We start from the raw sequence: 13,380 nt of genomic DNA, 5'->3' as shown, positions 1-13,380 counted from the left end.
TTTAAACAACCGTAAAAATTTGATGTTTTTAGTTTTTTAAAAGGTGTGTTTTTTCTTTTAATAAACGAATAAATACGGTAGTAAAAAAGATGAAAAATAACCAATCATTTACTCCGTAAATAGCAAAGAAAGCACCTGCCATTAGGTCTTTTTCAAAAACATTAGAAATGGTATTGTTGAGTATCCAATTTATCCAAATACAACCATAAATAAATTTTTCAATAGCAAAAACACCTACTAACCATTTTACTTTGGAGTAATTTTTTGCGATACTCATATATGCCAATCCCCAAATAAGTATCATTAAAAGTCCGAAATTAGACATTACGACCGGATCAGCTTCGTTAATAACAGTATTCGTGAAAAATTTCGAAAAAATAAGGACTGTTGTGTTCATTAATCCGGCAATAATAAATCCCTTTGTAATTGTAGTGTTGTTTATTGTCATAATGTGTAGTTTATGGAAAGTAAATATCTATAATAATTTATACAAAACACCTAAATCTACCCAATTCGTGTTCCGTTTTTAATTTTTCTATCCGGAGAAATAAGCGTTATTTCATGCTGCTCACCAACAGCACCTAATACCAAACATTCACTCATTATGTTGGCAATTTGTTTTTTTGGAAAATTGATAACAGCTACTATTTGGTTGCCTATTAGTTCTTTAGGATCGTATAGTTTTGTAATTTGAGCAGAAGTTTTTTTAATACCAAATTCACCAAAATCTATCTGCATTTTATAAGCAGGTTTTTTTACTTGTTTAAAAACATCGGCAGTAAGTATTGTTCCTACGCGCATTTCTACTTTTGTAAAATCATCCCAAGTTAAAGTATTGTCTTTCATAAATATTTATTATTACAGGTAGCATTTTAACCAAACACCCATTATGGGTTTTCATAGTTTTTATTTAGTAATCTATTGGCAGCAGTAAATGGCGTTGTTTTTCCGTTTTCTAACTTTTTAAACTCTTCTTTTAGTAAAATTTTTATTTCAGAATTGTTATAAAAATTGCTTTTTAACTGTTGATTGATTGTTTCTAATAACCAGTATTTATTTTGATCATTTCTTTTTTGTTGAAAATAAAAAGTATTAATTGCTGAGGTTATATACTCGTTAATCATTTTATAAACGTCAGCAATACCTTTATTATGTAGCGCACTTGCTAATAAAACTTTAGGTTGCCAACCACTATTTTTTGGTGGATATAAATGTAGTGCTCTGTTGAACTCAACTTTTGCAATTTTTGCATTTTTCTCGTTACCACTATCTGCTTTATTAATAACAATGGCATCAGCCATTTCTATAATTCCTCGTTTAATACCTTGTAATTCGTCACCTGCACCGGCAAGTTTTAATAATAAAAAGAAATCGGTCATAGAATGTACGGCAGTTTCAGACTGCCCAACGCCAACGGTTTCTATAATAATAGTATCAAAACCAGCAGCTTCACACAAAATAATAGATTCACGTGTTTTTTGAGCAACACCACCTAAAGAAGTTCCTGACGGAGAAGGTCTTATAAATGCATTTTTATCGGTAACCAATTCTTCCATTCTCGTTTTATCACCTAAAATACTACCTCTATTAATAGAGCTACTTGGGTCTACAGCTAAAACAGCTACTTTTTTACCTAACGAAGTTAAGTGCTTACCAAAAGCCTCAATAAATGTACTTTTTCCAACTCCAGGAACACCCGTAATACCAATTCTTACCGATTTGTTTGAGTGTGGTAAACAAGCTTCTAAAATTTCATTAGCTTGTTGTTGATGTTTTGCATTGGTGCTTTCAACCAAAGTAATTGCTCTGCTTAAAAAAGGAATACTTCCTGCTAGTATTTCACGAATATATTTAGGAGTGTCAGCCTTTTTTCTTCTACTTATTTTTATTTTTTCAGCAGCAGATTTACTGGTCGTTTCTGGTTGAGAAACGCCATCTTTTTCAGAAAGAGCAGATTTGTTGATATTAGCCATATTTTAGTAAAAACGAAATAATAAGGTAAATTTAGAAATAAAAATTCAGCAAAATGCAACGAAGCTTAAAAAGTATCGTCTTTAGTATAAGAAATCAATAATGAAGTCGACCAAACAGTTACATCAATCAATTATAAAGGCGTGTAAAAACAACGATGCAAAAGCACAAATGCAGTTGTATGATTTGTATTGCGAAGCGATGCTTACTGTTGCAAATCGTTATGTAAAAGATACATTTATAGCAGAAGATATTATGCAAGAAGCTTTTATAAAGGCTTTTAAAAATATGAAAATGTATAAAGAGGAAGTAGCATTCGGAGCTTGGTTAAAACGTATTGTAATTAATCAAAGTATTGATTGGTTAAAAAAGAAAAAGCTTGAGTTTGTTGCAATAAATGAAGAAACTACAAAAATAACAGCAGATGATAATTGGGAGGTGGAAACCGTTATTTCATACCAAGAAATTATAAACTGCATTCAAAAATTAAAAGATAAATACAGCGTAGTACTAACCTTGTTTTTGCTAGAAGGTTATGATCATGGTGAAATTTCCGAAATATTAGGAATTTCAGAATCAACATCTAGAACTCATTTGTTAAGAGGTAAAAAGAAAGTGCAAGAACAATTAAAAGCAGTATATAATGTCTAAAGATATTAGAGAAATATTAAAAAATAATAGTGAAGATAACGCAAAGTTATCAACAAATCATAGGCAACGTTTTCAACAAAAAATGATGGACGAATTGCATGATAAATCATCAGGAAAAAAATCATTTCAATGGTTATATGCAGCGGCATCAATTGTAATATTGTTAGGGATAGGAATAACATTTTATCCATCAGAAAATATAAATACACCAATTAATAACACCCCAAATACTATTAGTTTAGGTACTATTTCACCAGAATTAAAAACAATAGAATCGTATTATATAAATACGATAAATTACGAACTAAGTCAGTTAGAATTAACTGATGATACTAAAGACTTTTTTGATGGTTATTTTGCTAAAATAGGCGAGCTAACCAACGAATATAAATCGTTAACCGAAGAGCTCAATAAAAAAGGAATTAACGATAATACGATCAATGCATTGATTGGGAACCTGCAATTGCGTTTACAGCTGTTAAAACGTATGCAAAAACAATTAAATGAACTTAAAAATCCAATTCAAAATGACATTCAAACAATTTAAAATAAGTACTTTTTTATTACTCGCAACAAGTGTTGTGTTTGCTCAGAAATACGATAAGAAATTTAGCGAAAACTTTAAAACAAATAAAGATGTAATCGTTAATATTAATGCATCTAATGCGGGTGTAAATGTAACTACGTGGAATAAAAATGAAGTTTCTGTAGAGGCTGTTATAGAAATAGAAGGACTAGATAAAGCTGAGGCTGAAAAGTACTTTAAAAACTGGCAGTTTGAAGCTTTAGGAAATAAAAGTAAAGTGCAAATTAATGCTAAAAGCAATAGTTTTCATTCTTTAAATACGGATGATATAATATTTTTTAATTCGTCAAAAAACAATAACGCTAACGTTTATCATTACAATACTAATGGATCGAATGTTATTGTATTGCCAGAGATGCCTGAATTACCAGAAATGCCCGATATGTCGGAGATTGAAATCCCTGAAATCAACTTTGAAGAAATAGTATCTGATTTAGATTATATGGAGTTCGATTTTGATAAGTATGCCAAAGATGGTGAGAATTATTTTTTTCAGTGGAAAGATGGTGTTAACGGTATTACTATAAAGTCAAAAAAAGAATGGGAGAAGTTTAAGAAAAGTGAAAAATATAAGAAGTTTAAAGAGAGTATTAAAAAAAGTAAAGAAACAATGAGAAAAAGTCGTTTAACGATGCTGAAAAGCAGAGAAACGTCGAGTAAACACAGAGCTATAGCTGAGAAATCTAGAAATAAAGCTCGTAAAAATGCTATAGAGATGTTACAGAAATCTCGTTTATCAGAAAAAGAATACTCGAAAGAAATTAAAGAAGCATTATGGAAAGCTCAGGAATCACTTAAAAACACCAAATTAGATTTTGTTTTTTTAAATAAATCAGGAGCAGTTACAGTAAACGGAAAAAAAGTAAAAGTCACTAAGAAGATTACTATAAAAGTACCTAAAAATGCAACTTTCGATTTAAATACACGCCATTGTAAAGTGAAATTACCAAAAACAAAAGCTTCAGGAAAAGTAAGTTATGGTACTTTTAACGCAGATGTTTTAAGCGGAGGTGAATTAAATATATCATATTCACCAGTAACAATAAATTCACTAAATACTACTAAATTATTTTTAAATAATGTAACCGATGCTCATATAGTATCGGTTGCTAACGCTACATTAAATACTAATTCATCAAAATTAATTATAGATCACGTTTATGAAGAAGTTTCAATAAAAAATGAATTTGGAGAATTATTGATAAATAAAATTGATTCAAAAATGAATAACTTAATGGTCTTCTTAAATTATTCAAACAGTACAATAAATATATCAGACATAGATACCACAATAGATGTTAGCACTAAAAACGGGAAATTTGAATTTGATGAAAAGTTAGGGAAGTTAAATAAAGCAACTAAAGATTCAGAGGGATTTATTAGATATAAACGAGCATCAACAACGTCTATTAATAAATTTATTGTAGTATCTAATTACGGCGATATTAAACTGAAATAAGTTTTATATTTTAACTAAAACTTCACTAAAATTCCATTTCATTATTCCTTATAAAGTGCCTATCTTTAGCATCTGTAAATAGCCACTTTTTCGATGAAATTATATAAAGAAAATCAATTAAAAGTATACAACTCTTTATCAAAAACTAAAGAGCCTTTTAAAACTGTAAACGACGGATATGTAGGTATGTACGTTTGTGGTCCTACCGTATATAGCAATGCCCATTTAGGAAACGTACGTACATTTATGTTTTTTGATGTGGTATATCGTTATTTATTACATTTAGGTTATAAAGTGCGTTATGTGCGTAATATTACCGATGCTGGGCATTTAGAAAATGATGCAGATGAAGGAGAAGATAGAATTTCTAAAAAAGCACGTTTAGAAGAAATCGAACCAATGGAAGTGGTGCAGAAGTATACTGTAGACTTTCATGATGTTTTAAAAAATTACAATTTTTTACCGCCAAGTATCGAGCCTACGGCAACAGGTCATATTGTTGAACAAATTGAAATGATTAAAGAAATCATGGAAAAAGGGTTGGCGTACGAAGTAAACGGATCAGTGTATTTTGATGTTTTAAAGTACAACGAAACTGGTAATTACGGAATCCTTTCTGGTAGAAAAATAGAAGATGCTATTCATAATACAAGAACCTTAGACGGACAGTCGGATAAGAAAAACCCACAAGATTTTGCCCTTTGGAAAAAAGCCGATGAGCGCCATATTATGCGTTGGCCTTCTCCTTGGAGTGATGGTTTTCCTGGTTGGCATTTAGAATGTTCGGTAATGAGTACAAAATACTTAGGAGAGCAATTTGATATTCATGGTGGAGGAATGGATTTAAAATTTCCACATCACGAATGTGAAATAGCACAATCACAAACTTGTAGTGGTGTCACTCCAGTAAATTACTGGATGCATACCAATATGTTGTTGTTAAATAGCCAGAAAATGGCAAAATCAACAGGTAATTTTATTTTACCAAACGAGATTTTATCTGGGGAAAATGAAATATTACCAAAAGCATTTTCAGCAAGTGTGGTACGTTTCTTTAATATGCAAGCGAACTACAGAAGTATTCTTGATTTTTCTGGCGAAGCTTTAGAAGCATCAGAAAAAGGACATACCAAATTAATGGATGCTGTAAATTACTTAGATAAGATTGAAGCAGGAAACACTTCAACTTTCGATGTTCAGAAATGGAAGACAGAATGTTATGCAGCCATGAACGACGATTTTAATACACCTGTATTAATTTCTCATTTATTTGAAGCCGTTAAAATTGTAAATCAGATAAAAGAACAAAACGCTAGTTTAACTTCGGGTGATTTAGAGGATTTAATAGCAACAATGAAAGCGTTTGTTTTTGATGTTTTAGGATTGATGAACGAAGTTTCTGAAGGAAATAATTCTGATAAATTAAGCGGAGTAGTAGAGATGCTTATTCAAATGCGAAAAGAAGCACGAGAAGATAAAAATTGGGCACTTTCTGATGAAATTCGCGATAGATTATTAGTATTAGGAATTCAGCTAAAAGACGGAAAAGAAGGAACGAGTTTTTCTGTTAATTAATTGAAAAAAATACTCACATATCCGTTTATACTATTGGTGCGATTTTATCAAACAGCCATTTCACCATTTACACCAGCAACATGTAGGTATTCACCAACATGCTCTAGTTACACAATTGAAGCATTGCAAAAACACGGATTGTTTTATGGCGGTTGGTTGGCAACAAAAAGAATCTTTAGTTGTCATCCATGGGGTGGAAGTGGTTACGATCCAGTGCCTGAAAAAAAGAAATAATAATTGTTACCTCGAGTATTATTTTTAATAAAAATATTTTTTGTTGAAAAAAGAAACGTAGTTTACAAGAGGTTTTAGTAAGAATATATTAATAAATAGGTCTCGACTGCGCTCGACCTGACATATAATAATAATAATAATAAATGAATTTTTTATCTATAGTATGGGATTTAGATCCTGAAATTATAAAAATTGGTAGTCTAGGTATTCGTTGGTACAGTTTAATGTTTATCGCAGCCTTTGTATTGGGACTTCGTTTAATGAAGAAAATTTATATAAATGATAAAATTCCTGTTGAAAAACTAGATCCTTTATTTATGTATGTATTCATTTCTATGTTAGTAGGAATGCGTTTAGGAGATGTTTTCTTTTATAGCTGGGATTATTACCAGAATCATTTATTAGAAATATTTTTACCAATAAAAGAAAGTGTAAATAGTACGTTGTTCGGATTTATTGAAGGATGGAAATTTACAGGATTTACTGGTTTTGCAAGTCACGGAGCAGCAATTGGTATTCCTTTAGCATTATATTTTTATGCAAAAAAACATTTAAATAAACCATGGTTATTTATTTTAGATAGAGTAGGTATTATTGTTGCCTTAGCAGGATTTTTTATCCGTTTAGGAAACTTTTTTAATTCAGAGATCTATGGAAAACCAACAGGAAGCAGTTTCGGAGTTATTTTTAAAAGAGCTGGAGAAACCGTGCCGTGTCATCCAACACAATTATATGAAGCATTTAGTTATTTAGCATTGTTTTTTGCATTGTGGCATTTCTATTGGAAAACAGATAAGAAGAACCAATCAGGGTTTTTATTCGGATTGTTTATGGTGGTTTTGTGGTCGTTACGTTTCTTTATAGAATTTTTAAAGAAAGCACAAGTAGATGGAAGAGAAGACTGGGTATTTAACTCATTAAACACAGGGCAGGTATTAAGTATACCGCTTGTTTTAATAGGTTTTTGGTTGATGTTTAGAAAAACGAAATAAGTTAGATTTTAGATACAAAAAAGCTCCAAGTTTAAACTTGGAGCTTTTTTATTTATATTTTTTTTGATTTAAAGAGGTATATTACTTGTAAGCTTATCAGTTGATTTTTTTAAGTTTTAAATACTCATTAAACTTCAATGTGTATACTAAAATTTTATCATTGAAATAACTATATTTATTTTCAGATATTTTTTTCTCATTGTATTGAGACATATCCAAATACTGAAAAAGAGTTAAAATCAATTTTTCTTTTATTTTATCTTTGATAAAATTAGGGCTTACAATTTCAACTTTAAGTTTTTGGTTATACCTTAAAGCAATCTTTAGACATTCGTTAAGGTGTTCGTCTCCAAATGAGTAACCTATTATGTAAATTTTATTACCGTTCAAGCAATCGCGGTCAAATGAAGAATGTAGTTGCTTGAATGGAGTAACCATTGATTTTTGGGCCTTTTGATAACCAGTAATAATGTTTGTTAGGTAAACAGGTTTTCCTTTTTCGATTTCTACATTAGATATTTCGTCATTATCAGGTAATTCAGGGCATCCTGTAAATACAATTTCAGGGTTGGGTAACTGACCATTGTCATATGGTAAAACTTTCCAGAAAATTGAACCATGGAGGTTGTAATGTACGTTGCTTTCAGAGTCATTAGTAATTCTAAGGACATCTGCTCTAATTCCATTCATGTCCTCAATTGTATCAGTTGTATCAAAGCCTTCGAAGCAATCAATACCAATATCATCTAATAATACTTTGAAAACCCTGTCATAATTTAGAGTATAAAGCCTTAAAGTGTTCTCTTTTGCATTTTCTTTCATCCAATTCTTAAAAAGTTGACTTTCATCTGATTTTGTGTCAATTACAGAATGTGATTTTGTATGATAAGAATAATTTGATATTCTAGAAGTTATATTGGTTAATATTGATGATAGTAAATGAAGTAAAAAGAACTGGTTCGGGTTTTCATCTTTATAGGAGGGGTGCGAGAAATCATAGTTTATTCCATCTGGAATTTGGATTTTATAACCATGTTGCCTCTTTCCATTGGTTATAGCAAAATTTAATATAGTTTTAATACTATCATCATTTTTAATGAAGCATCTAATTAGTGATGGAGTCTGTTTTTTGCGATTGTATTCAGAAAAGTAAATCGCTAGTTCTTCAATAACATTTATTATGGTCTCGAAATTGACTTCTGTTTGAGAATAACCATTTTCCAATAATTTTTGATTAATATATTCCGTTATAGTTGTTTCAGAACCTCGAATCGGAAATGAATATTTTTTAATTAATTTTGAGAGTTCAGAAGTAAGAGGACCACCCCAGTCAATTGCAGCACCTGCACCAAATAGGAATATTTCTTTATTTTTTTTCATTTTATGATAAAGCTAATTGTAATGATATAACGTTAGCGAAATTTAATGCATAATAAGTAGAGAAGCAAGTTTACACTTAGCCCATAAAAAAATCCCAAAGATTAGTTTGGGATTTTTTATTTCTAGTATTCTATTTTGTCATTCTTTTCGCTCCATTTTTCAAAAGGCTCTAAGGCAATTTTTCTTCCTACTTGTTCAAACGGAATGTTACGTTCTTCGTATGGTAACGGAATTTCTTTATAAATAAATTCGTCATCAAAACCAATATTAGCAGCATCTTGTTGGTTACTTCCGTAGTATACCTTATCTGGTCTAGCCCAATAAATTGCACCTAAACACATAGGGCAAGGTTCGCAAGAAGTATATACGATACAACCATCTAATTGAAAAGAACCTAAATTTTTACAGGCATCTCTAATAGCGGTAACTTCAGCATGTGCTGTAGGATCGTTTGTAGAAGTAACTTTATTATTACCACGACCAACAATTTCTCCGTCTTTTACAACGATACAACCAAATGGTCCGCCTTCGTTATTACTCATTCCTTTTAAAGCTGCTTTTACAGCTTCACTCATATATTCTTCGTGTTTGTTCATCTATTTTATTTTTAAAAAAAGGATTACAAAATTAGGTTTTTCTTTTGTGTGGTTCGTTAAATAAATTAAAAATTATTAAGAATAATGATTGTTATAAACGCTTGTGATTAATATTTACTTTTATATGACTCTAGAATAGGCTGTCATGACATTTTTTTTGAATGGCTTTATTTAAGATGATAACTTTGTTAAGATATTATTAAAAACTATCAAACCATGAAGAAATCATTTAAATTTACTTTAAAAACGTTACTCTTACTAAGTATAGTGTTTTTAAATTCTTGTGATAAGAAAAAACAAGAATCAGAAAAAAAAGCAACAGCTGTTGCTTATAATAAAATTGTATTAGAAAACTTATGTGAAAGCGATTGGTTTCCACATTCACAAACTCCTGCACCAGAAGAAGGAAAAGGAAGCCCGTTTGATGTAGATACGAGTACCAATGCTATTTTTCATCAATGGTCTTGGCAAAAATTTTTATGGTTGACAAAGCCAGAATATCAAATAGAAAAACTTTTGGTTAAAGTAGATGGAAAAGATGTGCCTTTATATATAGGGGAAACATTACCACTGTTTTTAAATCCCAAAAAAATGCATCAGGTAGACTCTCATTTAGGAAGTGTAAAGTCAATTCCAGGAGCATCCGTAGTTTTAGAAGATACAGCACAAGCAGGTTCTTCGGGTATTTTAAGAACTAATCCAGCATATAATCCTGTAAATAATAAAGAGGAAACAGTATTTTATTCAATCCATATTTCACCAACGTTTAAAATAGCTGCAGAAAAATTTAAAGACTCAATTTTAAATGGTTCGTTGGCGAAAGATAACTTAGCATCTTTTCCTGTAGGTTCCTTAGAGTTAAAAGTTTCATGGACTACAGTAACAGCCATTCCTAAAAATAAACGTGTCAATTATTTTACTACGGTAGGAGCTGTTGATGACGGCAAAGGAAATTTTGTTAATACAGAAGTTGCTTTGTTAGGAATGCATGTTGTTGGCGTGGTAGAAAATCACCCGGAATTTATTTGGGCAACTTTCGAACAAGATGATTTAGCTCCGTTTTATAATAGAAAAGATAATGAAGCAAGTTCTTCTTCAGATAAACTATTATTTGCAAAAGGAAACACTACTGGTATTGGAGGTATTTATTGGGATACAATTACACAACAGCCATCAAAATTGTATAAAGCATACGATTTATTTAAATACGGTGTACCAAGAGATAGTGAAGGTAACTTTATGAAAACTTGCCAACAAGAACCTATTAATTTTAAAAATATTAAAAATATAAACACATGTGTTAAAAAGAGCTTAAACGACGTTTGGGGTAATTATTTCTATAACGGCTCTATTTGGGTAGATACTGATGGTTTGAATACACAAGCTCAATCACAATTGTTAGTTGACTTAGGAGGGGCAATAGGTAATGCAACTCCAGGTTCATCAGCAAGAGGTTCTTTAAATAATGCAAATGTAACTATGGAAACTTTTACGCAAACATTTAATAGTAGTCTTAAAAGCATTAAAGTAGATAATTTAGCAAATTGTTTTAGCTGCCATAATGCTGTGAGTTATACAAATAATAAGTCGCCAATATATATAAGTCATGCATTTGATGCTTATATAAAGAGAGCTGAAGGAAAAACACATGATGAAGTAGAAATGTTAAAAGCGAAGCAAGAAGTACAAGAATTTATAAATAATAGGCTGAATTAATTTAAAAAATTAACTATAAAAAAACCGAAACTGTTAGGTTTCGGTTTTTTTATGATTACAAAAGTAAGTTTTTATTTTAATCCACCAGTCATGTTTTCAGGTTTTACCCATTCATCATATTCTTCAGGTGTTACATAGCCTAAACGTACTGCTTCAACTTTTAAAGTTGTACCATTTGCGTGTGCTGTGTTTGCAATTTCTGCAGCTTTATAATATCCTATTTTAGTATTTAAAGCAGTAACTAGCATTAAAGAATTGTTTACCAACTCTGTAATTCTATCGTGATTTGGTTCAATACCAGCAGCACAATTTACATCGAAAGATACACAAGCATCTCCAATTAACTGAGCAGACTGTAATACGTTAGCTGCCATCATTGGTTTAAATACATTTAATTCGTAATGTCCTTGCGTACCACCAACAGTTACAGCAACATCGTTACCCATAACTTGTGCACAAACCATTGTGATTGCTTCTGCTTGGGTTGGATTTACTTTTCCTGGCATAATAGAAGAACCTGGTTCGTTTGCAGGAATAATTAATTCACCAATTCCAGAACGTGGCCCTGAAGCCATCATACGAATATCGTTTGCTATTTTATTAATAGAAACCGCTAATTGCTTTAAAGATCCGTGTGTTTCAACAAATGCATCATGAGCAGCTAAAGCTTCAAATTTATTTTCAGCAGTAATAAAAGGTAAACCTGTAAATTCAGCAATATATTTTGCCACTAATACGTCGTAACCAGCAGGTGTGTTTAAACCCGTTCCTACTGCAGTTCCTCCTAAAGCCAATTGCGATAAATGCTCTAAAGAGTTTCTTAATGCTTTTAAACCAAAGTTTAATTGTGCAACATAACCAGAAAATTCTTGCCCTAAGGTTAGGGGAGTAGCATCCATTAAGTGCGTACGTCCAATTTTTACAACATCCTTAAAAGCTTCTGATTTTGCTTGTAAAGTATCACGTAATTGCTCTACACCAGGAATGGTTACTTCTACAATTTTCTTGTAAGCAGCAATGTGCATACCTGTAGGAAAGGTGTCGTTTGATGATTGTGATTTGTTTACATCATCATTTGGTTGAATAGTTTTTTCGCCTTCACCAATTATTTTTCCAGCAATTTCATGAGCCCTGTTAGCGATTACCTCGTTACAGTTCATGTTAGATTGCGTACCAGAACCTGTTTGCCAGATTACTAACGGAAATTGATTGTCGTGTTTACCTGTTAAGATTTCGTCACAAACTTGTGCAATTAAATCTCTTTTTTCATCAGTTAAAACACCTAATTCTGCATTTGTATAGGCAGCAGCTTTTTTAAGATAAGCAAAACCATATACTATTTCTAATGGCATAGAGCCAGCAGCACCTATTTTAAAGTTGTTACGAGAGCGTTCTGTTTGTGCTCCCCAATATTTATCAGCAGGAACTTCAACATTTCCCATTGTGTCTTTTTCGATTCTGTACTTTGTCATTTTAAAATGATTTAAAAGAATATAAATTAACGATAGTCAAAATTACAAATTCTAATAGTTTTAGTAGGTGATTTTTATCAGATTTTATTGCTTTCAAAGAAAAATAGTTATAATTTTGTCGCACAACAATTATTAATAGGAAACAAATGTTAGATTTTTCAGAATTTTCAGGATTGGTATTATTCATGTTTATTTTTACAACCGGATTTTGGTTGTTAATTTTCTTATTAACATTTGTAGTTCCTTATTGGATTGGTGGAACAATCTGGGAAAATATAAAGTTAAAGAGAGAAGCTAAAAAAGCTGCAGAAGGTAAGTAGTTTTTAAATTGATATAAAATAAGCTCGTTCATGTATTTGAACGAGCTTTTTTTGTTTATGGGCGTTTAAACAGGCTTTTCGTTATATCTTTTTTATAGTTACAAAAAACGAGGTTTACTTTTTAATTAACTATGGCAGTCTAAGAATTTGATGAGATTGCTTCGTTCCTCGCAATGACGGATATATATTAAGCTTTAAAAAAGGATGCCACTGCAATCCTTAACGCGTGTGTATTTTTTATGTGGAAGAGATTGCTTCGTTCCTCGCAATGACGCATATTTATTAAGCTTTAAAAAAGGATGCCACTGCAATCCTTAACGCGTGTACTTTTTATGAGGAAGAGATTGCTTCGTTCCTCGCAATGACGGATATATATTAAGCTTTAAAAAAGGATGCCACTGCAATCCTTAACGCGTGTGTATTTTTTA

At 31.1% G+C, this 13,380-nt stretch carries 14 protein-coding genes; 8 read left to right on the top strand and 6 right to left on the bottom strand.

The genetic code is table 11. The features are described 5' to 3' along the window. Positions 1 to 28: 28 nt before the first annotated feature. The 3 genes from P2G10_RS08080 to meaB are packed head-to-tail and all read right to left on the bottom strand — an operon-like array spanning position 29 to position 1,973. Positions 29 to 448, bottom strand: coding sequence for a hypothetical protein (locus P2G10_RS08080; RefSeq protein ID WP_275316043.1), 420 nt, complete (start codon positions 446 to 448; stop codon positions 29 to 31). A gap of 56 nt (positions 449 to 504) precedes the next feature. After that, positions 505 to 846, bottom strand: coding sequence for a tRNA-binding protein (locus P2G10_RS08075; protein WP_275316042.1), 342 nt, complete (start codon positions 844 to 846; stop codon positions 505 to 507). Between the two features lie 41 nt (positions 847 to 887). Next, complete coding sequence (gene meaB / locus P2G10_RS08070; RefSeq protein ID WP_275316041.1) at positions 888 to 1,973, bottom strand: methylmalonyl Co-A mutase-associated GTPase MeaB; 1,086 nt, start codon at positions 1,971 to 1,973, stop codon at positions 888 to 890. Positions 1,974 to 2,073: 100 nt separating this feature from the next. Between meaB and P2G10_RS08065 the strand changes: the two genes are divergently transcribed. The 6 genes from P2G10_RS08065 to lgt all read left to right on the top strand — a co-directional run bounded on the left by P2G10_RS08065 (position 2,074) and on the right by lgt (position 7,468). Next, positions 2,074 to 2,622, top strand: coding sequence for an RNA polymerase sigma factor (locus P2G10_RS08065; RefSeq protein WP_275316040.1), 549 nt, complete (start codon positions 2,074 to 2,076; stop codon positions 2,620 to 2,622). Continuing rightward, the gene (locus P2G10_RS08060; protein WP_275316039.1) at positions 2,615 to 3,169 is read left to right on the top strand and encodes a hypothetical protein; all 555 of its coding nucleotides are present in this window, start codon (positions 2,615 to 2,617) and stop codon (positions 3,167 to 3,169) included. The genes P2G10_RS08065 and P2G10_RS08060 overlap by 8 nt, the downstream gene beginning before the upstream one ends. After that, complete coding sequence (locus P2G10_RS08055; protein ID WP_275316038.1) at positions 3,150 to 4,667, top strand: hypothetical protein; 1,518 nt, start codon at positions 3,150 to 3,152, stop codon at positions 4,665 to 4,667. Before P2G10_RS08060 ends, P2G10_RS08055 begins: the two co-directional genes overlap by 20 nt. Before the next feature lie 93 nt (positions 4,668 to 4,760). Then, complete coding sequence (gene cysS, locus P2G10_RS08050) at positions 4,761 to 6,242, top strand: cysteine--tRNA ligase (RefSeq protein WP_275316037.1); 1,482 nt, start codon at positions 4,761 to 4,763, stop codon at positions 6,240 to 6,242. Further along, the gene (yidD, locus tag P2G10_RS08045) at positions 6,243 to 6,476 is read left to right on the top strand and encodes a membrane protein insertion efficiency factor YidD (protein WP_068705109.1); all 234 of its coding nucleotides are present in this window, start codon (positions 6,243 to 6,245) and stop codon (positions 6,474 to 6,476) included. A gap of 143 nt (positions 6,477 to 6,619) precedes the next feature. Continuing rightward, positions 6,620 to 7,468: a prolipoprotein diacylglyceryl transferase gene (gene lgt / locus P2G10_RS08040; RefSeq protein ID WP_275316036.1), complete on the top strand. Its 849-nt coding sequence runs from the start codon at positions 6,620 to 6,622 to the stop codon at positions 7,466 to 7,468. 96 nt (positions 7,469 to 7,564) lie between these two features. Here the strand turns inward: lgt and P2G10_RS08035 are convergent, their stop codons facing one another. Further along, a complete protein-coding gene (locus P2G10_RS08035) occupies positions 7,565 to 8,848 on the bottom strand; it encodes an SIR2 family protein (RefSeq protein WP_275316035.1) in 1,284 nt (427 codons plus the stop codon). A gap of 122 nt (positions 8,849 to 8,970) precedes the next feature. Beyond that, positions 8,971 to 9,444 carry a nucleoside deaminase gene (locus P2G10_RS08030; protein ID WP_275316034.1) on the bottom strand — a complete coding sequence of 158 codons (474 nt, stop codon included), beginning with the start codon at positions 9,442 to 9,444 and terminating at the stop codon, positions 8,971 to 8,973. Positions 9,445 to 9,660: 216 nt separating this feature from the next. Between P2G10_RS08030 and P2G10_RS08025 the strand changes: the two genes are divergently transcribed. Further along, entirely contained in the window at positions 9,661 to 11,160 is a 1,500-nt protein-coding gene (locus tag P2G10_RS08025; protein ID WP_275316033.1) for a hypothetical protein, read from the top strand. Between the two features lie 71 nt (positions 11,161 to 11,231). On the opposite strand, the gene fumC is transcribed toward P2G10_RS08025, so the two are convergent. After that, entirely contained in the window at positions 11,232 to 12,632 is a 1,401-nt protein-coding gene (fumC, locus tag P2G10_RS08020; protein ID WP_275316032.1) for a class II fumarate hydratase, read from the bottom strand. Between the two features lie 146 nt (positions 12,633 to 12,778). On the opposite strand from fumC, the gene P2G10_RS08015 reads away from it, so the two are divergent. Beyond that, complete coding sequence (locus P2G10_RS08015) at positions 12,779 to 12,952, top strand: hypothetical protein (RefSeq protein WP_218772764.1); 174 nt, start codon at positions 12,779 to 12,781, stop codon at positions 12,950 to 12,952. Positions 12,953 to 13,380: the final 428 nt, after the last annotated feature.

This window comes from Tenacibaculum bernardetii, assembly GCF_029125915.1.
GTDB lineage: Bacteria > Bacteroidota > Bacteroidia > Flavobacteriales > Flavobacteriaceae > Polaribacter > Polaribacter bernardetii.
The sequence above is the reverse complement of the archived record's forward strand: the minus strand, read 5'-3'. Positions and strand labels throughout refer to the sequence as shown.